The organism is Leisingera thetidis, assembly GCF_025857195.1.
In the GTDB taxonomy this organism is placed as follows: domain Bacteria; phylum Pseudomonadota; class Alphaproteobacteria; order Rhodobacterales; family Rhodobacteraceae; genus Leisingera; species Leisingera thetidis.
Window position 1 is genome coordinate 2,288,550 of the sequence record NZ_CP109787.1, and the last position, 22,438, is coordinate 2,310,987.

The 22,438-nt window shown below is 64.5% G+C and carries 26 protein-coding genes and 1 tRNA gene; 15 read left to right on the plus strand and 12 right to left on the minus strand.

Features of this window, described 5'->3' with window-relative positions; all coding sequences use genetic code 11:
- Positions 1–39 precede the first annotated feature (39 nt).
- Complete coding sequence (locus OKQ63_RS10905) at positions 40–858, plus strand: DUF817 domain-containing protein (protein ID WP_264213907.1); 819 nt, start codon at positions 40–42, stop codon at positions 856–858.
- A gap of 32 nt (positions 859–890) precedes the next feature.
- Here OKQ63_RS10905 and OKQ63_RS10910 read toward each other — a convergent pair whose 3' ends face one another.
- The 4 genes from OKQ63_RS10910 to OKQ63_RS10925 all read right to left on the minus strand — a co-directional run bounded on the left by OKQ63_RS10910 (position 891) and on the right by OKQ63_RS10925 (position 3,049).
- Positions 891–1,178 carry a YiaA/YiaB family inner membrane protein gene (locus OKQ63_RS10910; protein WP_264210102.1) on the minus strand — a complete coding sequence of 96 codons (288 nt, stop codon included), beginning with the start codon at positions 1,176–1,178 and terminating at the stop codon, positions 891–893.
- A gap of 70 nt (positions 1,179–1,248) precedes the next feature.
- A complete protein-coding gene (locus tag OKQ63_RS10915; RefSeq protein ID WP_264210103.1) occupies positions 1,249–1,926 on the minus strand; it encodes a PspA/IM30 family protein in 678 nt (225 codons plus the stop codon).
- 95 nt (positions 1,927–2,021) lie between these two features.
- On the minus strand, positions 2,022–2,618 hold the full coding sequence (locus OKQ63_RS10920) for a TetR/AcrR family transcriptional regulator (protein ID WP_264210104.1): 597 nt from the start codon (positions 2,616–2,618) through the stop codon (positions 2,022–2,024).
- Between the two features lie 65 nt (positions 2,619–2,683).
- Positions 2,684–3,049, minus strand: a complete 366-nt coding sequence (locus OKQ63_RS10925) for a hypothetical protein (protein WP_264210105.1) — start codon at positions 3,047–3,049, stop codon at positions 2,684–2,686.
- Between the two features lie 104 nt (positions 3,050–3,153).
- Between OKQ63_RS10925 and OKQ63_RS10930 the strand changes: the two genes are divergently transcribed.
- Positions 3,154–3,912, plus strand: coding sequence for an alpha/beta fold hydrolase (locus OKQ63_RS10930; RefSeq protein WP_264210106.1), 759 nt, complete (start codon positions 3,154–3,156; stop codon positions 3,910–3,912).
- 40 nt (positions 3,913–3,952) lie between these two features.
- Here OKQ63_RS10930 and OKQ63_RS10935 read toward each other — a convergent pair whose 3' ends face one another.
- Together OKQ63_RS10935 and OKQ63_RS10940 are read right to left on the minus strand one after the other, a co-directional pair.
- Positions 3,953–4,945 (minus strand): sterol desaturase family protein, encoded by a 993-nt coding sequence (locus OKQ63_RS10935; protein WP_264210107.1) that lies wholly within the window; start codon positions 4,943–4,945, stop codon positions 3,953–3,955.
- 22 nt (positions 4,946–4,967) lie between these two features.
- Positions 4,968–5,726 (minus strand): class II aldolase and adducin N-terminal domain-containing protein, encoded by a 759-nt coding sequence (locus OKQ63_RS10940; RefSeq protein WP_264210108.1) that lies wholly within the window; start codon positions 5,724–5,726, stop codon positions 4,968–4,970.
- 113 nt (positions 5,727–5,839) lie between these two features.
- Between OKQ63_RS10940 and OKQ63_RS10945 the strand changes: the two genes are divergently transcribed.
- The 6 genes from OKQ63_RS10945 to OKQ63_RS10970 all read left to right on the plus strand — a co-directional run bounded on the left by OKQ63_RS10945 (position 5,840) and on the right by OKQ63_RS10970 (position 10,123).
- Positions 5,840–6,730, plus strand: coding sequence for a LysR family transcriptional regulator (locus OKQ63_RS10945; protein WP_264210109.1), 891 nt, complete (start codon positions 5,840–5,842; stop codon positions 6,728–6,730).
- 229 nt (positions 6,731–6,959) lie between these two features.
- Positions 6,960–7,661: a 7-cyano-7-deazaguanine synthase QueC gene (gene queC, locus OKQ63_RS10950; RefSeq protein WP_264210110.1), complete on the plus strand. Its 702-nt coding sequence runs from the start codon at positions 6,960–6,962 to the stop codon at positions 7,659–7,661.
- The gene (gene queD, locus OKQ63_RS10955) at positions 7,661–8,014 is read left to right on the plus strand and encodes a 6-carboxytetrahydropterin synthase QueD (protein WP_264210111.1); all 354 of its coding nucleotides are present in this window, start codon (positions 7,661–7,663) and stop codon (positions 8,012–8,014) included. Before queC ends, queD begins: the two co-directional genes overlap by 1 nt.
- A complete protein-coding gene (queE, locus tag OKQ63_RS10960; protein WP_264210112.1) occupies positions 8,011–8,718 on the plus strand; it encodes a 7-carboxy-7-deazaguanine synthase QueE in 708 nt (235 codons plus the stop codon). The genes queD and queE overlap by 4 nt, the downstream gene beginning before the upstream one ends.
- A 17-nt stretch (positions 8,719–8,735) precedes the next feature.
- The gene (queF, locus tag OKQ63_RS10965; protein ID WP_264210113.1) at positions 8,736–9,200 is read left to right on the plus strand and encodes a preQ(1) synthase; all 465 of its coding nucleotides are present in this window, start codon (positions 8,736–8,738) and stop codon (positions 9,198–9,200) included.
- A 236-nt stretch (positions 9,201–9,436) separates the two neighbouring features.
- Positions 9,437–10,123 carry a hypothetical protein gene (locus OKQ63_RS10970; RefSeq protein WP_264210114.1) on the plus strand — a complete coding sequence of 229 codons (687 nt, stop codon included), beginning with the start codon at positions 9,437–9,439 and terminating at the stop codon, positions 10,121–10,123.
- On the opposite strand, the gene OKQ63_RS10975 is transcribed toward OKQ63_RS10970, so the two are convergent.
- The 4 genes from OKQ63_RS10975 to OKQ63_RS10990 form a co-directional block, all read right to left on the minus strand.
- Positions 10,100–10,831, minus strand: coding sequence for a helix-turn-helix domain-containing protein (locus OKQ63_RS10975; protein ID WP_264210115.1), 732 nt, complete (start codon positions 10,829–10,831; stop codon positions 10,100–10,102). The two genes, OKQ63_RS10970 and OKQ63_RS10975, sit on opposite strands and share 24 nt — an antisense overlap.
- A 163-nt stretch (positions 10,832–10,994) precedes the next feature.
- Positions 10,995–11,080 (minus strand) — tRNA-Leu (locus OKQ63_RS10980).
- A gap of 108 nt (positions 11,081–11,188) precedes the next feature.
- Positions 11,189–11,794 (minus strand): tetratricopeptide repeat protein, encoded by a 606-nt coding sequence (locus tag OKQ63_RS10985; RefSeq protein WP_264210116.1) that lies wholly within the window; start codon positions 11,792–11,794, stop codon positions 11,189–11,191.
- Between the two features lie 67 nt (positions 11,795–11,861).
- Positions 11,862–12,332, minus strand: coding sequence for an Lrp/AsnC family transcriptional regulator (locus OKQ63_RS10990; protein WP_264213908.1), 471 nt, complete (start codon positions 12,330–12,332; stop codon positions 11,862–11,864).
- A 125-nt stretch (positions 12,333–12,457) separates the two neighbouring features.
- Between OKQ63_RS10990 and putA the strand changes: the two genes are divergently transcribed.
- Genes putA through OKQ63_RS11005 form a run of 3 tightly spaced genes read left to right on the plus strand, consistent with a single transcriptional unit; the run spans position 12,458 to position 17,084 of the window.
- Positions 12,458–15,871: a bifunctional proline dehydrogenase/L-glutamate gamma-semialdehyde dehydrogenase PutA gene (putA, locus tag OKQ63_RS10995; RefSeq protein ID WP_264210117.1), complete on the plus strand. Its 3,414-nt coding sequence runs from the start codon at positions 12,458–12,460 to the stop codon at positions 15,869–15,871.
- Between the two features lie 53 nt (positions 15,872–15,924).
- A complete protein-coding gene (locus OKQ63_RS11000; RefSeq protein ID WP_264210118.1) occupies positions 15,925–16,695 on the plus strand; it encodes a rhomboid family intramembrane serine protease in 771 nt (256 codons plus the stop codon).
- 11 nt (positions 16,696–16,706) lie between these two features.
- Positions 16,707–17,084, plus strand: coding sequence for a GFA family protein (locus tag OKQ63_RS11005; RefSeq protein ID WP_264210119.1), 378 nt, complete (start codon positions 16,707–16,709; stop codon positions 17,082–17,084).
- Positions 17,085–17,237: 153 nt separating this feature from the next.
- Here OKQ63_RS11005 and OKQ63_RS11010 read toward each other — a convergent pair whose 3' ends face one another.
- On the minus strand, positions 17,238–18,023 hold the full coding sequence (locus tag OKQ63_RS11010; RefSeq protein ID WP_264210120.1) for an inositol monophosphatase family protein: 786 nt from the start codon (positions 18,021–18,023) through the stop codon (positions 17,238–17,240).
- A 188-nt stretch (positions 18,024–18,211) separates the two neighbouring features.
- Here OKQ63_RS11010 and curA point away from each other — a divergent pair, with 188 nt between their 5' ends.
- A complete protein-coding gene (curA, locus tag OKQ63_RS11015; protein WP_264210121.1) occupies positions 18,212–19,231 on the plus strand; it encodes an NADPH-dependent curcumin/dihydrocurcumin reductase in 1,020 nt (339 codons plus the stop codon).
- Between the two features lie 84 nt (positions 19,232–19,315).
- On the opposite strand, the gene OKQ63_RS11020 is transcribed toward curA, so the two are convergent.
- On the minus strand, positions 19,316–20,221 hold the full coding sequence (locus OKQ63_RS11020; RefSeq protein WP_264210122.1) for a LysR family transcriptional regulator: 906 nt from the start codon (positions 20,219–20,221) through the stop codon (positions 19,316–19,318).
- Between the two features lie 98 nt (positions 20,222–20,319).
- Here OKQ63_RS11020 and metF point away from each other — a divergent pair, with 98 nt between their 5' ends.
- From metF to OKQ63_RS11035, 3 genes are all read left to right on the plus strand, one after another.
- Entirely contained in the window at positions 20,320–21,189 is an 870-nt protein-coding gene (gene metF / locus OKQ63_RS11025; protein WP_264210123.1) for a methylenetetrahydrofolate reductase [NAD(P)H], read from the plus strand.
- Positions 21,190–21,253: 64 nt separating this feature from the next.
- On the plus strand, positions 21,254–21,733 hold the full coding sequence (locus tag OKQ63_RS11030; protein WP_264210124.1) for a PaaI family thioesterase: 480 nt from the start codon (positions 21,254–21,256) through the stop codon (positions 21,731–21,733).
- 94 nt (positions 21,734–21,827) lie between these two features.
- Complete coding sequence (locus OKQ63_RS11035) at positions 21,828–22,343, plus strand: DUF2867 domain-containing protein (RefSeq protein WP_264210125.1); 516 nt, start codon at positions 21,828–21,830, stop codon at positions 22,341–22,343.
- Positions 22,344–22,438 lie beyond the last annotated feature (95 nt).

A 22,438-nucleotide genomic window follows, 5' to 3' on the forward strand; every position in this document is an offset into this window, starting at 1 on the left:
AACCGCACCCGGCGCCTGGAGCGCCGCCTGGGCGACTGGATGCGCGGGCGGCTGCCGCCGGCACTCAGCGGGTTCATCATGTTCACCCTGAAACAGGGATGGGCCGCAATCTTTGGAATCCTGCTTCTGGGCGGACTGATCGTCACCGGCTGGATATGGCAGCCTGGCTGGGGGCTGGCCCGCTATGATGCGCTGCTGGCCTATGCCCTGATGCTGCAGGTGCTGCTGCTGGCCTCCGGCATGGAGAGCTGGCGCGAGGTGCGCGTCATCCTGCTGTTCCATCTGACCGGAACCGCGATGGAGATCTTCAAGGTGCAGGCCGGCAGCTGGGCCTATCCCGGTGCGGGCCTGATCAAAGTGTACGAAGTGCCGCTGTTTTCCGGCTTCATGTACGCTGCGGTCGGATCCTACATGGCGCGGGTGATCCGGCTGTTCGACATGCAGTTTGCCCCCTACCCGCCGTTCTGGGCCTCCGTGCTTCTGGCCATTGCCATCTATGGCAACTTCTTTGCGCATCACTTTCTGCCCGATATCCGGCTGGGGTTGTTTGCCGCTACCGTGCTGCTGTTTGCGCGCACCCGCATCTGGTTCCGCATTGGCGAGTGTTATTATTGGATGCCGCTGCCGCTGGCGGCATTTTTTTCGAGCTTCTTTCTGTGGCTGGCGGAGAACGTGGGCACCAGCACCAAAACCTGGCTGTACAATGGTCAGAGCAGCGCTGACTGGGTGAGCCTGGCCAAGATGGGATCCTGGTACCTGCTGCTTTATGTCAGCTTCGTGACCGTGACGCTGGTGTTCCGCGAGGCGCTGTCGCCTGCGGCGGTGCCGGCCCGGCACCTGGCAGGCGCCCGCCTGTAAGGGGCGGGCGCCGGGGTAAGGGGGGCGCAGTTTCAGAGGTCCAGCTTGGGGTCCAGCAGCGCGTCCTGCAGCAGCTTTTCGTTGCGGGCGTCTTCAATCTTGCGGATACGGTCCTCGCTGGAGCGGTGGTCGAAGCGGTATTTCACCACGTTGATCAGGCTCAGTGTCAGCAGGAGCACGCCCATGCCCCAGTATCCCTTGGTGGCCAGCGGCACTTCGGTCGAAAGCCAGAGGGAAATGCCCAGCATTGCATAGGCGATGGCAACGCCGGCGGCATTCAGCAGGATAATCAGTTTGTTGTCTGTGCTGTCGGTAAACATGTTTTGTCTCCAGTATTCTGAAATGGATCGTCATTCCCCGGCGCGCCGGGCAAGTTCGGGCAAAACCCGGTCAGTTTTTGACTTTCAGGCGGCTCAGCACATCGGCGGCGGTGCTGCGGCTGCGGGGGCCGAAACCGGCGTCGGCCAAGTCATCGGCAATTGAGCTGTTGGTCAGTTCACTGTCGATTTCGCGCAGGATCTCGCCCTGTTCAAACGGGTCGCCGCGCTGCAGGACCTCGCTGATCAGCGCCTCGGCCTCCTCCGCCGGACTGTCGCCGCCTGCATGTTTGCGCAGGCCGCGCTGGATGTCCTGCTCGCGCCGGGTGGCGCGGGCGGCAATGGCGCCCTGCTTCAGATCGGTGAGGCGGCGGCTGGCCGCCTCCACCGACTGGCGCAGCTGCAGGATGCGGGTGTCCAGCCGGTCCAGGGTCTGGCGGCGCACTGCCAGCTCATTTTCCATGTCGGCCACCGCCTGGGCGGCACTGTGCGCCAGATCCTCGCGGCCGCCCTCCAGCGCTTCACCGGCCCGGGCCATCAGGTCCTGAATACGTGCTTCCAGGGTCTCCACCTGGCGCTGCTCGCTTCGCTGGCGCTGGATCAGGCCGGCAAGCGTCAGCTTGGCCGCCTTCAGGTTGCCGTCCGCCTCGCGGATCTTCTGGGTGATCAGCTCAATCGAGAAGGTCTCGCGCAGCTGTTCTTCCGCCCGGGCATTGGCGCCGGTTATCAGGGTCTTAAGAGTGGTGAACATCTCTTCCTCCACAAACTTGAACATTGTTCATGAAGAATCGTATAGCACCTGACTGAACACCGTTCAAGAAAAATCATGAACGGTGTTCACAGCACTTATCGCGGCCCGATCCGGCCCAGCACCTGGGCGATCATCTGTTCGATCTGTTCCGGCGGCACGCCGGAGATGCGCCGCTCCAGCCCCAGCAGCACGATGCCATGCACCGAGGAGAACAGCGCCCGCACCATCAGCCCGGCCTCTTCCGCGCTCTTGTCCGGGAACAGCTCTGCCACCGGGCGGGCGATATTGGCAAAAAGCCCCTCCAGCGCCGCCAGATACCAATCCGGCACCGGCCCATCCGCCGTCATTTTCAGGTCGAACATCGCCCGCCACAGATTGGTGTTTTCCACCGCAAAATGCAGGTAGGCGTTGCTCATCAGGATCAGGCGGCGGGTTGGCGGCTCAGCTTCGGCACCGGCGACAGAAGCTTGGACCGCCGCCCCCAGTTTCTGGAAGGTGCGGCCGTTCACCGCCATGATGATCGCCGTCAGATCGTCAAAGACGTTATAGATCGCCCCCAGCGCGCAGCCTGCATCCTGGGCCAGATCGCGGGCCCGCAGCGCCCCTGCCCCGTCGCGGGCCATGCGGATCTCTGCCGCCTGCACCAGTTTTTCCCGCAGCGCCGCCTTGCGCGCTTCTGCCTTGCCTGCCATGGGGCCTCCAACAGTTTTGAACCGCGTTCAAAATACTGCAGCCGGCAGCGGCGTAAAGCGGGAAATCAGACCAGGCCGCGCCAGCGCAGGACCACGATCAGCAGGATAAGCACCATCAGCACGGAAAACCCCATGCTGCCCAGCACCCCCAGCCAGAAGCCCTTGCGCCGGTCGGCCAGGTCGATCTTCTGCAGATGCGCCTTGACCTCGCGGGCGGCGCCGCGCAGCGGTTTTTCATCCACCGTCGGCCGCAGCTTGGGGTGTTCCAGCAGCGGCAGGGCGTCGGCGATTTTCATGCCCTGCTTGTAGATCCGGCGCGGCAGACGGCGGCGGGTGCGTTTCAGCGCGGCGGCAAGGTCGCCGGAAGCGTGCTCGCGCTCCTTCAGAAGCGCGCGGATCTCTTCGATGTCCTGGTCCAGGCTGGCGGCCATTCCGGCACTCCCCCTCAGCTGCCTTGTGCCCGCCACCCTAGCCTGCTGCCCTGGTGTCCTCAATGGGGCTGGCAAGCCTCCGCCTGCCCGGCTATCAAGGCGCCATGCTGAATACGATCACTCATGGCTCCGCCACCGGCAAACCGCCGCTTCTGATTGCTCATGGCCTCTATGGCTCGGCCCGCAACTGGGGGGTCATCGCCAAGCGCCTGTCGGATGAGCGGCTGGTGGTGGCAGCCGATATGCGCAACCACGGCGACAGCCCGCGGACGGACAGCCACACCTACCCGGAGCTGGCGGAGGATCTGGCCGGGGTGATCGCCGCGCACGGCGGGCAAATGGATGTGATCGGCCATTCGATGGGCGGCAAGGCTGCGATGATGCTGGCGCTGAACCACCCCGGCGCCGTCCGCCGCCTGGTGGTTGCCGATATCGCGCCGGTTGCCTATGGCCACACCCAGATCCAGTACATCCACGCCATGCGGTCGGTTGACCTGGAAACGCTGCAGCGCCGCCCTGAGGCCGCCGCGCAGCTGGCCGAGGCCGGGGTGGAGCCCGCGTTGCAAAGCTTCTTCACCCAGTCGCTGGACATCCCCAACAAGCGCTGGAAACTGAACCTGGACACGCTGGCGGAGCAGATGCCCAACATCATGTCCTTCCCGCAGACGGACGCGTCATGGGATGGGCCTGCGCTGTTCCTGTCAGGCTCCGAGTCGGACTATGTGCTGCCCGGGCACCGCGATGAAATCCGCGCGCGTTTTCCCGCCGCCCGCTTTGCCAAGCTGCCCGGCGCCGGCCATTGGCTGCACGCCGAGAAGCCGCGGGAGTTCGAAGCCGCCGCGCGGGTCTTCCTGAACGCCTGAAGGCCCCGTCCGGCACCCTGGCCCGGTCCGCCGGGCGGGGCTAGCGGGTGTACATCTGCTTCTTGAAGGCCCGCGTCCGGTACGTCGCCGCCGCAGACCCATCATGATAGGTGCCGAACCACTTGTCGAAGGGGATCTCCGAGGTGCCGTAGTTGCACTCGAAATAGCGGTGGTGCAGCTGGTGGAAGAAATCCCCGGCCTTGGCGGCTTCGGTTTCCCCGGCCATCACCCGCTCGAATCCGCAGTGCGACAGAACCGGGCTGATCTGCTGGAACATCGCATGAAACGCCAGGTGCAGCGGATGCGACGGCACGATCAGATGGATGAAATAAGTGGTGAAGTAGAGCAGGTTTTCATACCAGTGGTTGGAAATCCCCGACCACGGTCCGGTATTGACGTTGCGGTGGTGCACCGCGTGCACATGGCGGTAGAGCCGCGGGTGGTGCTCCAGCCGGTGCACCCAGTAGAAATGCAGACCGGACCACATCGGGATGAGCAGCATCCAGACCACACACCACACCGGCGCGCTGGCAAATGTCACGACCGGCACCCAGCCGTTGGCCATCAGCCAGTAGATGCCCCATTGATAGACGGTCGCCACCGTGATGGCGCAGCCGAGCGTCCACCAGATATTGTCCAGCACCTGGTTCTTGAACGTGAAAGCGCCGTTGCCGCGCGACAGGTCGCGCCTGTCGAACTTCTTCTGCATTCCCTGGCCCCTGCGCATGTAGAGCCACCAGTGCAGCCCTCCGGCCACTGCGGCCTGGGGCAGCAGGTTGGCCAGCCACACCTGCAGCATCCAGCCGGGGCGGAAGGCGGCCATTGCCGCCAGCGGCGGCAGCAGCCAGGCATAAATGGCCAGCGCCAGCAGGAAGCAGACGGTCAGCGCCGTGATCTCCAGCCAGGCGCCGCGGTACCAGGCCCAGACAGCCGCAGGCCGCGGCGGCCAGCTGAACAGCGGGTTCAGCGGCACCGGCCCCTTGGGGTGGTAATGCCAGCGTTCGGCTTCGCGGTCGCGGATCATGCCGTCCATGGGTCTGCCTCCTGCCCCGGTTTCAGGTTGCGTAGTTCGCGCCCTCGTCGTCCAGGATCGCCTTCAGCTCTGCCAGGTGGCGCTCCGCCTGATCCGGGTAATCCTCCAGCTCCTGCGCGGTCTTCTCGGCGACCTCATCGCTGAGCACCCGCAGTTTCCGGCCGGTCTGCAGCGCGCGGATATAGGTCTCGGCGGCGCGTTCGAAGTAATAGAGCCGGTTGAAGGTATCCGCGACGCTGTCACCGATCACCAGCACGCCGTGATTGCCCATGATCATTACCTTGACCTTGGGATCTGTCAGCATCGCGGCGCAGCGCGCGCCCTCGTCGTCAAATGCCAGCCCGCCAAAGTCATTGTCGACAACATAGCGGTTGAAAAACGTGGCGGTGTTCTGGTCGATCGGCGGCAGGGTGCTGTCGGCCAGGCAGGCCAGCACGGTCGCGTGGATCGAATGCACATGCATCACGCAGCGCGCCTGCGGGCACAGCCGGTGGATCGAGCCATGCAGCCCCCAGGCTGTCGGGTCCGGCGCGTCCGGGCGCTCCATGGTCTTGGGGTCATTGGCGTCCAGCAGCAGAAGGTCCGAGGCTTTCACCCGGGCAAAATGCACTTGGTTCGGGTTCATCAGGAACTGGCTGCCGTCTTCGTTCACTGCCAGGCTGAAGTGATTGGCCACCGCCTCGTGCATGTTCAGCCGTTCGGTCCAGCGGAACGCCGCGGCCATGTCGACGCGCTCCTGCCAATGGGTGAGGTTCGGGCTGAGATCCGCTTGCTTGTTCATTCTGGCGCCTCCGGGAATGTCGTTTCTTTATTGGTGCCAGCCGGTTTGTCAGCTGACAAACAATTGATTCAGCGGTAATGCATTAGTTGAATTAATGCATAGGTCATGCGTCCATGTCAGCCCCCGGCCCGTCCTCAACCTCCCTGCCCCCGCTCACCTGGCTGCGCGCCTTCGAGGCCAGCGCCCGGCACCTGTCCTTCACCCGCGCCGCCGGTGAATTGAACCTGACGCAATCAGCCATCAGCCAGCATGTGCGCAGCCTGGAGAACTTTTTAGGGCGCGAGCTGTTCATCCGCAAAACCCGCGCGCTGGAGTTGAGCGAGGCAGGCGCCAATTACATGCCCATCGTGCGCGAAGCCTTTGACCTGATTGCGGCCGGCACCCAGGCCTTTACCGGCGGCGATCAGGGGCGGCATCTGGTGCTGCAATGCAATATGGCGTTTTCGGTGTTCTGGCTGTCGCCGCGCCTGCCCCGGCTTTATGAAAAGTTTCCCTGGCTGGTGCTGAACATCGTGACGCCGATCTGGGACCCTGAGCGGCACGCAGTCAATGCCGGGACCGAAATCCGCTTTGGACGTCCAAACGACATGTCAGCGGCTGCAATCCGGCTGACCCGCGACCGCTTCTACCCGGTCTGCGCGCCGGGTTATCAAGGCGGCGCGGTGGATTTTGAGACCGCAACCCTATTGGATTGCGGCGGTGTGACAGACTCTTGGGGGGCATGGTTCAAGTCGCAGGAGATGCCGTTCGAGCGCAATCACGAGATCAATCTAGCCTCCACTTACGTGATTGCCATGACCGCGGCGGTGCATGGCGCCGGGATAGCGATGTCGCACGATACGCTGGCGGAGGGGCTGCTGGAGAGCGGCCAGCTGGTCAAACCCAGCGGCCATTCGGCGGAGCTTTTGGAGAACTATTTCCTGATGCCGCCGCCCACCCATGCCAGCACCCCTGCCGCGCGGGCGTTCCTGGAGTGGCTGGAGGGTGAATTGCCGCCAGTGTAGAGCGAAACATGAGGATCGCGCCTGAGCCTGGGTGGGTGCGAAGCGCCCTCCCGGGGGGAGGGTCGGGCACGGGCCGGGCCGTTGGCCCGCCCCTATGACTATTTTCAACTTTTCCTGACAAGTCCTGCAGAATGTTCGCAATACGCCCGCACCTTGCGCCATTTGCTGCTTGCTGCTAAACGCGCGGCACCGGTCGCAGCCTACCCGGTCACCAAAACAAGGGTCAAAAATGAAAACTATCGTTATCTGCTCGGGCGGGCTGGATTCCGTTTCGCTTGCCCATATGGTCGCTGAGGAACATCAGCTGACCCGTCTTGTCTCCTTCGATTACGGCCAGCGCCACAGGAAGGAACTGGACTATGCCGCCGCCGCCGCGCGCCGTCTGGGCGTGCCGCATGACATCATCGACATGAGGGGTATCGGCGCAGCCCTTTCAGGCTCGGCCCTGACCGACGACATCGACGTGCCGGACGGCCACTACGAGGAAGAGACCATGAAGGTCACCGTGGTGCCGAACCGCAATGCCATCATGCTCGCCATCGCCTATGGCATTGCTGCCGCCAACGGCGATGAGGCGGTGGCCACGGCGGTGCATGGCGGCGACCATTTCATCTATCCGGACTGCCGCCCCGCCTTCACCGAGGCATTTGACGCCATGCAGCGCGCCGCGCTGGACGGCTATGCCGACGTGCGGCTCTACACCCCGTTTGTGCACCGCTCCAAAGGGGACATTGTCACTGCGGGCGCCAAGCACAACACCCCCTTTGCCGAGACCTGGTCCTGCTACAAGGGCGGCGACAAGCATTGCGGCCGCTGCGGCACCTGCGTGGAGCGGCGCGAGGCCTTCCATCTGGCGGGCGTCGAGGATCCGACAGAATACGCTGATCCCGATTTCTGGCAGCAGGCCATCGCCGGGAAGGACGGCGCCTGATGTTCCGGATCACCAAGGAGTTCCACTTCTCCGCCTCGCACCAGCTGACGCACCTGCCCCCCGATCACCAATGCGCCCGGCTGCACGGGCACAACTATGTCGTGGTGGTGGAGCTGGCAGCCAAAGAGCTGAACGCGGACGGTTTTGTGCGCGACTATCACGAGCTGAAGCCGCTGAAGGCGTATATAGATGATACCTTCGACCACCGGCATCTGAACGATGTGCTGGAGGGGCATTCGACGGCCGAGAACATGGCGAAACACTTCTATGACTGGTGCCATGCGCGCTGGCCGGAAGTGTCCGCCGTGAAAGTCTCGGAGACGCCCAAAACCTGGGCGGAATACCGGCCATGACTTTGCGCATTGCGGAAATCTTCGGCCCCACGATCCAGGGCGAAGGCGCCCTGATCGGGGAGCCCACGGTGTTTGTGCGCGCAGGCGGCTGCGATTACCGCTGTTCCTGGTGCGACAGCATGCATGCAGTCGACAGCGCCTACCGCCACGATTGGGCGGTGATGGCGCCCGAGGAGGTCATGGGGGAGGTGCGCCGCCTGTCCGGCGGCAAGCCGCTGACCGTCTCGATCTCCGGCGGCAACCCGGCGATCCAGGACTTCGCCCCGGTGATCGCCTATGGCAAGGCCGAGGGTTACCGCTTTGCCTGCGAGACGCAAGGGTCGGTCAGCAAGCCCTGGTTTGCGGATCTCGACACCCTGGTGCTGAGCCCGAAACCGCCCTCAAGCGGGGAAACGGTGGACTGGAAGGCGTTCGACCAGTGCCTGGAGGCCGCCAGGGGCTGCGGCCAGGCGGTGATGAAGATCGTGATCTTTGACGACAAGGATTACGCCTGGGCCAAGGCTGCCGCCGAACGCCACCCGGACCTGCCGCTGTACCTGCAGCCCGGCAATCCGGAGGTCGACCCGGAGCAGCCGGTTGATCTGCAGCAGGCCACCGACCGGCTGCTGTGGCTGATTGAAAAAGTGACCGGTGACGGCTGGTTCACCCCCCGCGTCCTGCCCCAGCTGCATGTGCTGGTCTGGGGCAACAAGCGCGGCGTCTGAAGAGTAGGAACCCTGACATGTCCGACAGCATCTACAGCAACCTGAAACAGCTGGGCGGCGATACCATCGTGCCGAGCAGCCCGGAAGAGGCGGAACTGGAGCGGGTGCAGAACCCGCAGGCCGACGTTGCCTATAACGTGCGGTTCACCGCGCCCGAATTCACATCGCTCTGCCCGATGACCGGCCAGCCGGACTTTGCCCATCTGGTGATCGACTATGTGCCGGGCAAATGGCTGGTGGAGAGCAAATCGCTGAAGCTCTTCCTCACCTCCTTCCGCAACCACGGCGCCTTCCACGAGGATTGCACGGTCTCCATCGCCCGTCGCCTGGCGGATTTCCTGGAGCCCCAATGGCTGCGCATCGGCGGTTACTGGTACCCGCGCGGCGGCATCCCGATCGACGTGTTCTGGCAGACCGGCCCGATGCCCGAAGGCGTCTGGATCCCGGATCAGGGCGTGCCCCCCTACCGCGGCCGCGGCTGACCGCGGCTTGCCCCGACTTTTCCGCGCACTGCGCCCTGCAGTTCCTGCTGCCGGGCGGAGTCGCCTTTTGGGCGTACAGACCGTTCTGCCACGCCCCAAAGGTGCATTCCCAGGCACCTGCAAATCCCGCTAATTTGCCGTAAAAATAATTAAGATTTTATGCAACCTGCACTCTTTGGCGGCACCAGGGAGCATTTCGGGCTATTCGAAGTGTAACTATTGCGACGGGGGCCTTAATGAATTCGCTGGACTTGGGAAAAACGCTTTCGGGGTATCTGAATACGCTTGCGCAGGCTGGCCTCCAGGTTGAAATGTTCACGGATTTCGAAAGAGTGCCGGAAACCGCCGCCCTGTCAGGCCGCCGGTTCCAGATGCCGGGTTTTGCCATCGACCGCGCAGACCACACCCAGAACTCGGCCTTCTGGCTGTTTCTCAAGGAAGACGGCGCATATATCGGCGGCGCGGCGGCCATGCTGCAGGACCTGGGCCGGGAAACCCTGGCCGGCTTCCTGCTGCGCACCTCCCGCCACCAATTCCCCAATGAGGCGGGCGGCGGCGTCGAAAGCGTGGCCGAACCGCTGGCCCGCGAAGTCACAGGGCGGCTGGCCTATATCGGCGAGCTGAATTTCCTGCCCGGCCGCCGCGGAAAACGGGCGGAGCGGCTGGAGCCCTTCATGCGGATCTTCCAGATTCTGGCAATCCAGAAATGGGATGTGGACTGGATCTATGCCTTTATCCCCGACCGCCACATGCAGGCGCGGCTGGATCTGGTCTATGGCTTCACCCGGGCGATTCCGCGCGCCCAGAAATGGCGCGACCCGGAACCGGAGGTGCGCAGCAGCTCCGAATGGTTTGTCGGCTCCTCGCGGCTGGACATGGAGCACATGCTGCAGAGCGACCTAGCCGGTTTTGATGTCCTGTGAGAAATTGACCACCAGCAGCTTGCCGTCGGGCAGATAGACCGGCGCCAGTACCCGGCGGTACTGGCGGGTGAAGCGGCGGCCGTTCAAGAGCTTCACGTCGATCGAGGGGTGGGTGATCACCGGTTCGCCCCGGCTGATCGCCTCGCTGTGGGCCATCACCAGATCGGCGTTCAGCTTGTCGCTGAAGCCGTTCAGCGTATCCCGCAGCTGGCCGCTGCTGGACACCTCGAAGCAGATGGAGGCCAGGCTGTGCGGACCGGACTGGATCGGCTGGATGCGGTTCTTCTCCGGGTCCGGCGGCTCGAACATATCCACCGTGTGCTGCAGCTGGCCGAAGCCCTCCAGCCGGCCGCTGTTGGCAAACCACCAGTCCAGGAAATCCTGCAGCGACACATCGCAGCCGCGGTACTGGCGGGTGCGGGCGGCGGCCTGCATCTGCGCGTTCAGGATATCAAAGGCCTTGCTGCCGTTTGCACCGGCATGGCGGTCCGGCAGCATCTCAAGCCCGGCGGTATCGGAGGAGAAATAGCGGAACGACACCCCCAGTCCGCGCGACAGCGCGTCCAGCGTGCTCCAGCCGATCTCACGCTCATGTTTCAGTGCGCTGTTGAAGGCGCCATAAGGAATACCGCATTTCAGCGCCGCTTGCCGGTTGGACAGGTTCATATCCGCAAGAAGGGCGGAAATTTTCTCGTGGATCAGCGCCATATGTCAAAGATCTTTCACATTCCGCGCAATATCTTGCACAAAACCACCGTTACAGCAACGCAATCTTTGCGCGATTCCGCTGGACATCCCGCCGTGCAGGCGGATCGCCGCATGCCCGGACAGGGCAAGCTTGCAACGGTGCTGTTTCTGCAGGAAACCAAGCTGGTGCGGACGGCGGGACTCGAACCCGCACGGCCAAAAGGCCAGGAGATTTTAAGTCTCCGGTGTCTACCATTCCACCACGTCCGCCAATGGCACCGCCGGGCAGCGCCACAACAGCAGGTCTAGCTTCCTGATTTCAGGCGGACAATCGCTTTTCGGTGTTTGCGGCAAATTTTTCCGGTCTTGAGCGCGCTGCTACAGCTCAACATCCCCGGCCCCCGGCGGCGCCAGCGGCCCGCCCGGGTCGGCCAGATAGCGCTCCGGCAGCCAGGGGTTCAGTTCCAGGGCCTCGGCCAGCGCATCCCGCGCCTCCTCCAGCCGGGACAGGCCATAGAGCGACAGCGCCCGCCCGCTCATCGCCGCGACATGGCGCGGCGACAGCTCCAGCGCCCGGTCCAGATCGCGCAGCGCCGCGGCAAAATCGCGGCGCAGGTAATGCACGAAGGCGCGCTGGTTGTAACCTTCGGCATAGTCCGGGCAATAGGCGATCAGCTGGTCGAAATCTGCCAGCGCGCCGAGAAAATCAAAGGCCGAGCGCCGGGTCATGCCGCGGTTCAGGATCTCCTGCGCGCGCTCATCCGGGGCATCGGCCCAGAATTCCCACATAAGGTTGGCGATCTCGCGCGCTTGCGCCTCGCTATCGGCCTGCTGAACCTGGCGCAGCAGCCCGTCGAGCGGGGTGCTGTGGTCCGGCGCGGCCGGGCAGTCCGCCGCGCCGGCCGGGGCCGCGAGCAGGCAGGCAGCAGCCGCCAGAACACACTTGACCGGAAAATGCGGGGCTCGGAACGCAGGGTACAGCATGCCATATATGCTGGCACATTTATGGTCAGGATCAAGTCAACTGCGCGCGTGCCGCATCTGCAACGCCTTAAAGCGGCCCCAGCGCGCCATCCTCCTTCACCGCCTCCATCGCCACATAAGTGGAGGTCGAGGAGACATGCGGCAGCGACGAGATCTTCTCGCCCAGCACCGCCCGGTAATCGGTCATCGAGCGGGTGCGCACCTTCAGGAGATAGTCGAAATGCGAGGCCATCATATAGGCCTGTTCGACCTCCGGCAGCTTGGCCACAGCCGCGTTGAACTTGACCAGCGCCGCCTGCCGTGTGTCGTCCAGTTTCACCTCGACAAAGGCAACGTGGTCCAGCCCCAGCCGGATCGGATCGACCAGGGCGCGGTAGCCGGTGATGATGCCCTCCGCCTCCAGCCGCCGCAGCCGGGTTTGGGTCGGCGTTTTCGACAGGCCGATCCGGCGGGCCAGATCGGCAATGGAAATCCGGCCGTCCTCGGCCAGCACATTCAGAATCGCGCGGTCGAACCGGTCGAGATCGGAAAAGTTCATTTGGACTGCCATCTGTCGACACGTCTCCCATTTGGACTATCAATTGCAGACTTTCAGGCAATTGTCCCTCCCAAAAAGGTGTATCCTTGACAAAAGCCCTGCATGCCTTCTGTGGAGTTCCCTGCATGACCACCCAACCCAAGCTGCGCTACCGTATCGATGCCGGCACCTATGCCGATCAGACCGCCATGCGCGACCAGCTGATTTCCCAAGCTGCCCTGTCCGAGGCCGACCGCGCCAGGATCTGTGCCAACGCCGCCGCGCTGGTGCGCGACATCCGCGGCCATTCGGCGCCGGGGCTGATGGAAGTGTTCCTGGCGGAATACGGGCTGTCGACCGAAGAGGGCGTGGCGCTGATGTGCCTGGCGGAGGCACTGCTGCGGGTGCCGGATGCCGACACCATCGACGCGCTGATCGAGGACAAGATTGCGCCATCGGACTGGGGCAAGCACCTGGGCAAGTCCACCTCTCCGCTGGTCAACGCCTCCACCTGGGCCTTGATGCTGACCGGCAAGGTGCTGGATGAGGAACGAAGCCCGATCGGTGCTCTGCGCGGCGCCATCAAACGGCTGGGCGAGCCGGTGATCCGTACCGCTGTCAGCCGCGCGATGAAGGAGATGGGCCGCCAGTTCGTGCTCGGCGAAACCATCGAAAGCGCCATGAACCGTGCCGCCGGGATGGAAGCCAAGGGCTATACCTATTCCTACGACATGCTCGGCGAAGCCGCCCGCACCGAGGCCGACGCCGCCCGCTACCACCTGTCCTATTCCAAGGCGATTTCGGCCATTGCCGCCGCCTGCAACAGCGATGACATCCGCAAGAACCCCGGCATCTCGGTGAAACTCTCGGCGCTGCACCCGCGCTATGAGTTGGCGCAGGACGACAGCGTGATGGAGCATCTGGTGCCGCGCCTGAAGGCGCTGGCCCTGCTCGCCAAGGCCGCCGGAATGGGCCTCAACGTGGACGCCGAAGAAGCCGACCGCCTGTCGCTGTCGCTGGAGGTGATCGAGGCCGTGGTCTCCGATCCGGCGCTGGCGGGCTGGGACGGTTTCGGCGTGGTGGTGCAGGCTTACGGTCCCCGCACCGGCCTGGCCATCGGCGCGCTGCATGAAATGGCCGAAAAATACGACCGCCGCTTCATGGTTCGGCTGGTCAAGGGCGCCTATTGGGACACCGAAATCAAGCGCGCCCAGGTCGAGGGCGTTGATGGCTTCCCGGTCTACACCTCCAAGCCGCTGACCGATGTGTCCTATATCTCCAACGCCCGCAAGCTGCTGGGGCTGACGGACCGGATCTATCCGCAGTTCGCCACCCATAATGCGCATACGGTCTCTGCCATCCTGCATATGGCCGAGGGCATGGATAAGGGCCTTTTTGAATTCCAGCGCCTGCACGGGATGGGAGAAACGCTGCATCAGATGGTGCTGGAGCAGAACAAGACCAACTGCCGGATCTACGCGCCTGTGGGCGCCCACCGCGACCTCTTGGCCTATCTGGTGCGCCGCCTGCTGGAGAACGGCGCCAACAGCTCCTTCGTGAACCAGATTGTGGACGAGAATGTGCCGCCGGAAACAGTGGCGGCAGACCCGTTCGCCGCCGTGGCCGGCATCACCCGCAAGATCCCGACCGGGCCGGAGCTGTTCCTGCCGGAACGCCCGAACTCCAAGGGCTTCGACCTTGGCCATGCACCGACGCTGGCAAAAATCGAGGAGGCCCGCGCGCCCTGGCGCACGCATCAGTGGCAGGCCGGTCCGCTGCTGGCCGGCGATGCCCAGCCCGAGGCGGCAAAAGACGTGACCAGCCCCTCCGACCTGAGCGTGGTGGGAACCGTCAGCCAGTGCAGCGCCGAGGATATCGAACTAGCGCTGGCGCTGGCCGATCCCTGGGATGCCCCGGCAGCGGAGCGCACTGCGGTCCTGAACAAGGCGGCAGACCTCTACGAGGAAAACTTCGGCGAGATGTTCGCGATCCTCTCCCGCGAAGCCGGCAAGACCATTCCCGATGCGGTGGCGGAACTGCGCGAGGCGGTGGACTTCCTGCGCTACTACGCCGCCCGCATCCCGGAGGCGCCGGCGGCAGGCATCTTCTCCTGCATCTCGCCCTGGAACTTCCCGCTGGCGATCTTCAGCGGCCAGGTCTCGGCGGCGCTGGCTGCGGGCAATGCGGTGCTGGCCAAACCCGCCGACCAGACGCCGCTGATCGCCCATCGCGCCGTGCAGCTGATGCATGAGGCCGGGGTGCCGCGCGCCGCTCTGCAGCTGGTGCCGGGCCGCGGCAGCGTTGTCGGCGCGGCCATCACCTCGGACCCGCGGGTCAACGGGGTTGCCTTCACCGGCTCCACCGATACCGCGCTGCGCATCCGCAAGGCGATGGCCGCCAACCTGCAGCCGGGCGCGCCGCTGATTGCCGAAACCGGCGGCCTGAATGCAATGATCGTCGATTCCACCGCATTGCCGGAACAGACCGTGCAGTCGGTGATCGAAAGCGCCTTCCAGTCGGCGGGCCAGCGCTGTTCGGCGCTGCGCTGCCTCTACTTGCAGGACGACATTGCCGATACCGTGCTGAAGATGCTGAAAGGCGCGATGGACTGCCTGCACCTGGATGATCCCTGGCACCTGTCCACCGACAGCGGTCCGGTCATCGACGAAGGCGCCCGTGCGGGCATCCTGGCCCATATCGACAAGGCCCGCGCCAAAGGCCGTGTGCTGAAGGAAATGCGCGCGCCGCAAGCCGGCACCTTTGTTGCGCCCACGATGATCGAAGTTCCCGGCATCGGCGCGCTGGAGGAGGAGATCTTCGGCCCCGTCCTGCATGTCGCGCGGTTCAAGTCGCAGGACCTGGATCAGGTGATTTCCGACATCAACGCAACCGGCTACGGCCTTACCTTCGGGCTGCACACCCGCATCGACGACCGGGTGCAGCATGTCTGCGACCGGCTCCACGCGGGCAACATCTATGTGAACCGCAACCAGATCGGCGCCATAGTCGGCAGCCAGCCCTTCGGCGGCGAGGGCCTGTCGGGCACCGGCCCCAAGGCGGGCGGCCCCTATTACCTCAGCCGGTTCTGCGCGCCGGACCGGCAGCAGGTCAGCGGGGAGTGGGAGACCACCTTTGCCGAGCTGCCGGGAGCCAGCGGCGTGCCTGCGCGCCCCGTCACCACCTCCCTGCCCGGCCCGACCGGGGAATCGAACCGCTTGACAGTTTCCGCACGCCCGCCGCTCCTGTGCATGGGGCCGGGACCGGAGGCCGCCGCGGAACAGGCCAAGGAGGTGATCAGCCTCGGCGGCACCGCGATCGAGGCGCACGGCATGTTCGACCTGCACCGTCTGGAGGCGATCCAGGGCATAGCCGGCGTGCTGTGGTGGGGCGGCGAGGCAACGGGGCGCGAGATCGAGCAATGGCTGGCCAAGCGCGCCGGCCCGATCATCCCGCTGATCCCCGGCAAGCCCGACCGCGCCCGCGTCCTGGCCGAGCGCCACGTCTGCGTCGACACCACCGCCTCGGGCGGCAATGCAGACCTGCTCGGCGGCAACGCCTGAATCTCAGGGGATAAGTGCTTGACGCTGGGCCCTTTCCGGCCCAGCGTTTCCCCATGTTTCCGATCCGCGACCACAACCCGTCCGGCCGCAGGCCCTATGTCGTCTATGCGCTGATGGCGGTGAATATCCTGGGCTACTTCTACTACACGGCCAGCTACGCCTCGCCCCGCGCGCTGGCCTATTTCTATGACGCCTTTGCCGTTGTTCCGGCCGAGGTCAGCCAAGGCTACGGCTACGGCACGCTGTTCACGTCCATGTTCATCCATGCCGGGCTGATGCATCTGGGCGGCAACATGCTGTTCCTGTGGATCTTCGGCGACAATCTGGAGGACGAGATGGGCCATGTCCCCTTCCTCCTGTTCTACCTCGCCAGCGGCATCGGCGCCGGGCTGATCCATGTTCTGTCGGCGCCCGGCTCCATGGTGCCCACGGTCGGCGCCTCCGGCGCCATTGCCGGTGTGATGGGCGGCTACCTGCTGATGTTCCCCAAGGCGCGCGTCGATATCCTGCTGATACTGATCGTCTTTTTCCGCATCTTCTCGATCCCCGCCTTTGTCATGCTGGGCGTGTGGCTGGCGATGCAGTTCTTCGGAGGCCTCGGCGCCGATCCCGACCAGGGCGGTGTGGCCTATTGGGCCCATGCCGGCGGCTTTGCGGTCGGTCTGATCCTGTGCCTGCCGCTGTGGCTGCGCCGCGGGGGACCGGCATTCTGGAACCGCACTCATGGCGTCCCGCCGCATCCGGAGAACGAGTACGAATTTTCAGCCAGCCGCATTCCCAAACTGCCGCGCAAGAAGCGCAATCCCGGACCTTGGGGGAAGTGAAGGAGACGCCCATGCACCACCTGAACGCCACCTGCCACTGCGGCGCTGTTGAGATCGAGGCCGACTTCCCCGAAGGCCTCGCCTCTGCCGCGCGCTGCGACTGCTCGTTCTGCCGCCGCCGCGGGGCAGCGGCCGTCACCGCCGTTGCCGCCAGCCTGAAGGTGCTGAAAGGCGCAGCGAACCTCAGCCTCTACACCTGGGGCAGCCACACGGCAAAACACTACTTCTGCAAAACCTGCGGCATCTATACCCACCACCAGCGCCGTTCGGACCCGAAGGAATGCGGCGTCAACCTGGGCTGCATCGAGGGCGCCAATCCGCGGACGCACGCGCAGACCTACGGCGAGATCCCCTGGAACGACGGGGTGAACCACCCGTCCGACCAGTGAGCAAACTGCAATGACGGCAGCGCCCGAGCCTCGGGGCGGGTGCTGAAAGCGCCCTCCCCGTGGGGGAGGGTCGGGCGCTGCCCGGCCTATCGGCCAGGCGAAAAAAACGCGGCTCAGAGGCCGCGTTTCGTGTTCTCAAGCATCCAAGCTAATTCAGCCGCGGATCACCTTGGCGAAGCTGTCGAAAATCGGCTCGTTCGAGCAGACCACGGAACCGCTGTCGATGATGCCCGCCTCCGGGTCGATCGCCTCGGCAAACCCGCCGGCCTCTTTCACGATGATGATGCCTGCGGCCAGGTCCCAGGCGTTCAGGCGGCGTTCCCAGAAGCCCTCGTAGCGGCCCGCCGCCACATAGGCCATATCCAGCGCGGCAGAGCCCCAGCGGCGCACGCCGGCGCAGGCGGGCATCAGCCGGGCCAGATCCTGCAGTGTCAGCGGCAGATCGGCACGGCCGCCGAACGGCACGCCGGTGGCAAAGATCGATTCAATCATCCGGTGGCGGCCCGACACGCGGATGCGGGTGTCGTTCATCCAGGCGCCGGCGCCCTTTTCGGCAAAGAACATCTCATCCTTGGCAGCGTCATAGACCACGCCCGCGACGATCTTGCCCTTGTGCTCCAGCGCGATGGAAATCGCCCAGTGCGGCAGCCCGTGCAGGAAATTGGTGGTGCCGTCCAGCGGATCGACGATCCAACGGCGGGTCGGGTCCTCGCCGGCTTCCTCACCGCCCTCTTCGGCCAGCCAGCCATAGGTCGGACGGGCATTGCGCAGCTCTTCCTTGATGATCTTTTCGGCGGCGATGTCGGCCTTGGAGACAAAATCGCCGGCACCTTTCATCGACACCTGCAGGTTCTCCACCTCGCGGAAGTCTTTCACCAGGGAACGGCCAGCCTTGCGGGCGGCCTTGATCATCACATTGAGGTTTGCGCTGCCAATCATGTCTGCAGATTCCTGTGCCGGTCGGGGAGGTGCTGGTCAAACCGTGCCTATACGCCGCCTGCCCCTTCTTGCCAAGGGGTCAAAGCGGCAAAGCGCCGGCTGCGGAATATTCCGGCTGCCAGCGGTTGCAATCGCAGGATGCGGACTACAGACTCTTGCCAGCAGATAAAACAAAGCGGAAGAAACAGATGCCCGACCAGATGCAGCGTATCGTGCTGGCCAGCCGCCCCGAAGCCCAGGCCAGCGAGGAGAACTTCCGGCTGGAAACCGTGGAAATGCCCCAGCCCGGTGAAGGCGAAGTGCTTGTGAAAGTTCACTATATGTCGCTGGATCCCTACATGCGCGGGCGCATGAATGCGGGCAGATCCTATGCCGATCCAGTCGACATCGGGGAAACCATGACCGCAGGCGGCGTGGGCGAGGTGCTGGCCTCGAACAGCCCTGACTTCCGGCCCGGCGACTTTGCCCTCGGGGTGTTCGGCTGGGCCAGCCACGCCTGCGCACGGGCGACGGACATCCGCAAGCTGGACCCGGATATGGCGCCGCTCACCACCGCGCTTGGCGTTCTCGGCATGCCGGGGTTTACCGCCTGGCATGGCTTGGACGCCTACGGCCGGCCGCAGCCCGGGGAGACCCTGGTGGTCGCCGCGGCCACCGGCCCGGTCGGCTCGATGGTGGGGCAGCTGGCGAAACAGGCGGGGCTGCGGGTCGTCGGCATCGCCGGCGGCGAGGAAAAATGCAAGCTGGCAGTGGAGGCCTTCGGCTTTGACAGCTGCCTTGACCACCGGGCCCTGGGCTCCGCCGAGGCGCTCAGCGCGGCGCTGGCCGCCGCCTGCCCGGACGGCATCGACATCTATTACGAGAATGTCGGCGGCAAGGTGCTGGAGGCAGTGCTGCCGCTGATGAACAACTTCGGCCGCATCCCGGTCTGCGGCATGATCGCCTGGTACAACAGCGCCGACAGCAATTTGACCGCCCCCGCCATCTGGCGCTCGGTGCTGACCAACTTCCTGTCCGTGAATGGCTTCATCATCTTCAACCACTACGACCGCTATCCGAAGTTCCTGCAGGAGGTGGCCCCCAAGATCGCCAGCGGCGACATCAAATACCTGGAGGACATTGCCGAAGGGCTGGAAAACGCGCCCAAGGCGTTCCTGTCGATGATGCAGGGCGGCAATACCGGCAAGCAGATCGTCAAACTGGTCTGAAGCGCAGCCCGGCACCTGCCGGATCACGCAACCGCGCGGAGCGGGCACGGAAGCCGGAACGGCGCCCGGCCGCTCCGCGCTTTCCTAGACCTGCTGCAGCTTGCGGGCCTCCACCTTGGCCAGCCGGATCAGCTCCTGCATATAGGGCTTCTCGCGGTCCTCCGCCCGGATGGCTGCATAGAGGCGACGGGTGATGCCGGATTTGGTCAGCGGCCGGGTCACGTAGTCGGAGGAATATTTCACCTCCCGCACCACCCAGTCCGGCAGCACCGACACCCCCCGGTTCGACGCGACCAGCAGCAGGATCACCGCCGTCAGCTCCACCTGGCGGATCGAGGCCGGCTCCACCCCCGCCGGGATCAGCAGCTGGCTGAACACGTCCAGCCGGGTCTTGTCCACCGGGTAGGTGATCAGGTTCTGGCCGACGAAATCCGCGGCTTCGACATAAGGCTTCTCCGCCAGCGGGTGCTGGGCAGAGGCAACAAACACGGCATTGTAGTCAAACAGTTCGATGAACTCGACACCGGCGATATCTTCGGGATCGGAGGAGACAACCAGATCCACGTCTTCCTTCAGCAGCGCGGGCAGCGCGTCAAAAGCCAGGCCGGGGCGGATATCCACATCCACATCCCCCCAGTTCTTGCGGAACCCCTCCAGCACCGGAAACAGCCATTCGAAACAGGCGTGGCATTCGATTGCAATGTGCATCCTGCCGGTGTTCCCCTCCCGCAATGAGGAAAATTCTGCTTGTGCCGCCTCCACTTGCGGCAGAACCTGCTCTGCCAGCCGCAGCAGACGCAGTCCCGCCGGCGACAGTTTCATCGGCTTGGAGCGGCGGATGAACAGCTCCACCCCCGCCTGCTCCTCCAGCCCCTTCACCTGATGGCTCAGCGCGCTTTGGGTGATGTTCAGCTGCTCCGCAGCCCGGGCCAAGCCGCCGGCCTCGTGAATGGCCTTGATGGTGCGCAAATGGCGGAATTCGATATGCATCCTATCAGATCGCTCATGTTAATCTTGAGTATTATGAAATTGTCTCACAATGCTGCGCGTGCAACAAGGGCTGAAATCAACCTAGCGAGAGACCTGAGATGACGACGCCCAAGATTTCCTTTGAATTCTTCCCGCCGCAGAATCTCGAAGCCTCCTTCCGGCTTTGGGACACCGTGCAGGTCCTCGCCCCGATGGACCCGCGGTTTGTCTCGGTGACTTATGGTGCCGGCGGCACCACCCGCACCCTAACCCGCGATGCAGTGTCGACGCTGCACAAATCCTCCGGCCTGAACGTCGCGGCGCATCTGACCTGCGTCAACGCCTCCAAGGCGGAAACGCTGGAAATCGCCGATCAGTTCGCCGAGGCCGGCGTGACCGAGATTGTTGCCCTGCGCGGCGACCCGCCCAAGGGCGAAGGCAAGTTCATCCCGCACCCCGACGGCTTTGCCAATTCGGTGGAGCTGATCAAGGGCCTGGCCCTGCGCGGCAATTTCAACATCAAGGTCGGCGCCTACCCGGACCGTCACCCGGAGGCCGCCAACCAGTCCGCAGATGTGGAATGGCTGAAGCGCAAGCTGGATGCCGGTGCAGATGAGGCGCTGACCCAGTTCTTCTTCGAGGCCGAGACCTTCTTCCGCTTCCGCGATGCCTGCGAAAAAGCCGGGATCGACGGCAGCAAGCTGACCCCCGGCATTCTGCCGATCGAGAACTGGAAGGGCGCGCGCAGCTTCGCCAAACGCTGCGGCACCATCATCCCTCAATGGGTCGAGGACGCCTTTGACAAGGCTGTCCGTGACGACCGCGAGGACCTGCTGGCCACGGCGCTGTGCACCGAGCTGTGCTCGGACCTGCTGGAGGGCGGTGTCAGCAAGCTGCATTTCTACACGCTGAACCGGCCGGAACTGACGCGCGACGTCTGCTTTGCACTGGGCATTGCCCCCAAGGTGGTGCTGGAGAACGTGGCGTAAGAGTTGCGCCCATCGGCGCGCGGTTTCAAATGGAGGGAACGCCCCCGCCAAGGACCCGCGCGCCATGATCCATGCCCAAAAGCCCTCCGACCTGCTGACGGCGGAACAGATCAGCCGGATCTCCGGCCTTGATTTCATGCAAGGCATCCTGGAAGGACGCCTGCCCGGCCCGCCGATCGCTGAAACGCTGGGCTACCGCCTGCACTCCGTCGAAGAGGGCCGGGTTGTGTTCCGCGGCACCCCGGATTTCCACGTCTGCAACCCGATGGGCACCGTGCATGGCGGCTGGTACGGCACGCTCCTGGACAGCGCGATGGCCTGCGCGGTGATGACCAGGGTGCCTGCAGGCTCGGTCTACACAACGCTGGAATACAAGATCAACATCCTGCGGCCGGTGCCGCTGGGTACCCTGATCGATTGCACCGGCACCGTTGACCATGCCGGCCGCTCCACCGGTGTCGCACATGGCGAGCTCCGCGGCGCCGGGGACGGCCGGCTCTATGCAACCGGCTCCACCACCTGCATCGTGATGAAGACCGCTTAGGCCGGGACGCCGGAATACCGGTCCCGTCCTTGCCGGCGGCAGGTATCCGGTTATGTACTGGTCAGTATCCCATTGTGCAGCAGAAGGGCCGGTCATGCCGCCAAACTCTTTCGCGCGGGCCGCCACTGCCCGCATTCAAGTTCTGGCCGCCGCCGCCGAGCTGGATTTCCTGGATACGCAATCCATTGTCCTGCCGGTACAGATCACGCCGCTGGAGGCCTGGACAATGATGCACGCCCAGCCGCTGCCTGGCCTGAGATTGGCGTTCTGGCTGCGTGACGCGGTATCCGCCCGGTTCGGGGTCAAGCGCATCGGCGGCATTTCCGGGCGGCCGCACAGGGAGGTACAACCTGGCGACATGCTGGATTTCTTCCTGGTGGAAGCTGTGTCAGACGAGGTTCTGACCCTCACCGTGCGGGATCGGCATCTGGACGTGATGACCTGCATTTCCAGCGCAAGCGGTGTTCTCTCGGTGACCTCGTCCGTGCAAACGCATAACCTGTTCGGCCGCCTTTACATGGTGCCTGTCCGGCCCGCTCACAGGCTGATCGTGGCAATAATGCTGAAACGGCTGCGGCAGGATCTGGCGCGGCGCAGGGCCGCCGGCTGACAGCACCCGGGGTTCCACAAGGCCCCCGAGCAGGCCTTGCTCAATCCCGCTTTCTGCCAGCTGCGCATGACGGAGCAGCCGGCCGCAGCCGGGTC

Bases quoted from the DNA above. Each gene is read 5' to 3' on its own strand.
- OKQ63_RS10905 (WP_264213907.1), top strand. From the start codon at position 40: ATGCGCGGGCGGCTGCCGCCGGCACTCAGCGGGTTCATCATGTTCACC.
- OKQ63_RS10910 (WP_264210102.1), bottom strand. From the start codon at position 1,178: ATGTTTACCGACAGCACAGACAACAAACTGATTATCCTGCTGAATGCC.
- OKQ63_RS10915 (WP_264210103.1), bottom strand. From the start codon at position 1,926: ATGTTCACCACTCTTAAGACCCTGATAACCGGCGCCAATGCCCGGGCG.
- OKQ63_RS10920 (WP_264210104.1), bottom strand. From the start codon at position 2,618: ATGGCAGGCAAGGCAGAAGCGCGCAAGGCGGCGCTGCGGGAAAAACTG.
- OKQ63_RS10925 (WP_264210105.1), bottom strand. From the start codon at position 3,049: ATGGCCGCCAGCCTGGACCAGGACATCGAAGAGATCCGCGCGCTTCTG.
- OKQ63_RS10930 (WP_264210106.1), top strand. From the start codon at position 3,154: ATGCTGAATACGATCACTCATGGCTCCGCCACCGGCAAACCGCCGCTT.
- OKQ63_RS10935 (WP_264210107.1), bottom strand. From the start codon at position 4,945: ATGGACGGCATGATCCGCGACCGCGAAGCCGAACGCTGGCATTACCAC.
- OKQ63_RS10940 (WP_264210108.1), bottom strand. From the start codon at position 5,726: ATGAACAAGCAAGCGGATCTCAGCCCGAACCTCACCCATTGGCAGGAG.
- OKQ63_RS10945 (WP_264210109.1), top strand. From the start codon at position 5,840: ATGTCAGCCCCCGGCCCGTCCTCAACCTCCCTGCCCCCGCTCACCTGG.
- queC (WP_264210110.1), top strand. From the start codon at position 6,960: ATGAAAACTATCGTTATCTGCTCGGGCGGGCTGGATTCCGTTTCGCTT.
- queD (WP_264210111.1), top strand. From the start codon at position 7,661: ATGTTCCGGATCACCAAGGAGTTCCACTTCTCCGCCTCGCACCAGCTG.
- queE (WP_264210112.1), top strand. From the start codon at position 8,011: ATGACTTTGCGCATTGCGGAAATCTTCGGCCCCACGATCCAGGGCGAA.
- queF (WP_264210113.1), top strand. From the start codon at position 8,736: ATGTCCGACAGCATCTACAGCAACCTGAAACAGCTGGGCGGCGATACC.
- OKQ63_RS10970 (WP_264210114.1), top strand. From the start codon at position 9,437: ATGAATTCGCTGGACTTGGGAAAAACGCTTTCGGGGTATCTGAATACG.
- OKQ63_RS10975 (WP_264210115.1), bottom strand. From the start codon at position 10,831: ATGGCGCTGATCCACGAGAAAATTTCCGCCCTTCTTGCGGATATGAAC.
- OKQ63_RS10985 (WP_264210116.1), bottom strand. From the start codon at position 11,794: ATGCTGTACCCTGCGTTCCGAGCCCCGCATTTTCCGGTCAAGTGTGTT.
- OKQ63_RS10990 (WP_264213908.1), bottom strand. From the start codon at position 12,332: ATGAACTTTTCCGATCTCGACCGGTTCGACCGCGCGATTCTGAATGTG.
- putA (WP_264210117.1), top strand. From the start codon at position 12,458: ATGACCACCCAACCCAAGCTGCGCTACCGTATCGATGCCGGCACCTAT.
- OKQ63_RS11000 (WP_264210118.1), top strand. From the start codon at position 15,925: ATGTTTCCGATCCGCGACCACAACCCGTCCGGCCGCAGGCCCTATGTC.
- OKQ63_RS11005 (WP_264210119.1), top strand. From the start codon at position 16,707: ATGCACCACCTGAACGCCACCTGCCACTGCGGCGCTGTTGAGATCGAG.
- OKQ63_RS11010 (WP_264210120.1), bottom strand. From the start codon at position 18,023: ATGATTGGCAGCGCAAACCTCAATGTGATGATCAAGGCCGCCCGCAAG.
- curA (WP_264210121.1), top strand. From the start codon at position 18,212: ATGCCCGACCAGATGCAGCGTATCGTGCTGGCCAGCCGCCCCGAAGCC.
- OKQ63_RS11020 (WP_264210122.1), bottom strand. From the start codon at position 20,221: ATGCATATCGAATTCCGCCATTTGCGCACCATCAAGGCCATTCACGAG.
- metF (WP_264210123.1), top strand. From the start codon at position 20,320: ATGACGACGCCCAAGATTTCCTTTGAATTCTTCCCGCCGCAGAATCTC.
- OKQ63_RS11030 (WP_264210124.1), top strand. From the start codon at position 21,254: ATGATCCATGCCCAAAAGCCCTCCGACCTGCTGACGGCGGAACAGATC.
- OKQ63_RS11035 (WP_264210125.1), top strand. From the start codon at position 21,828: ATGCCGCCAAACTCTTTCGCGCGGGCCGCCACTGCCCGCATTCAAGTT.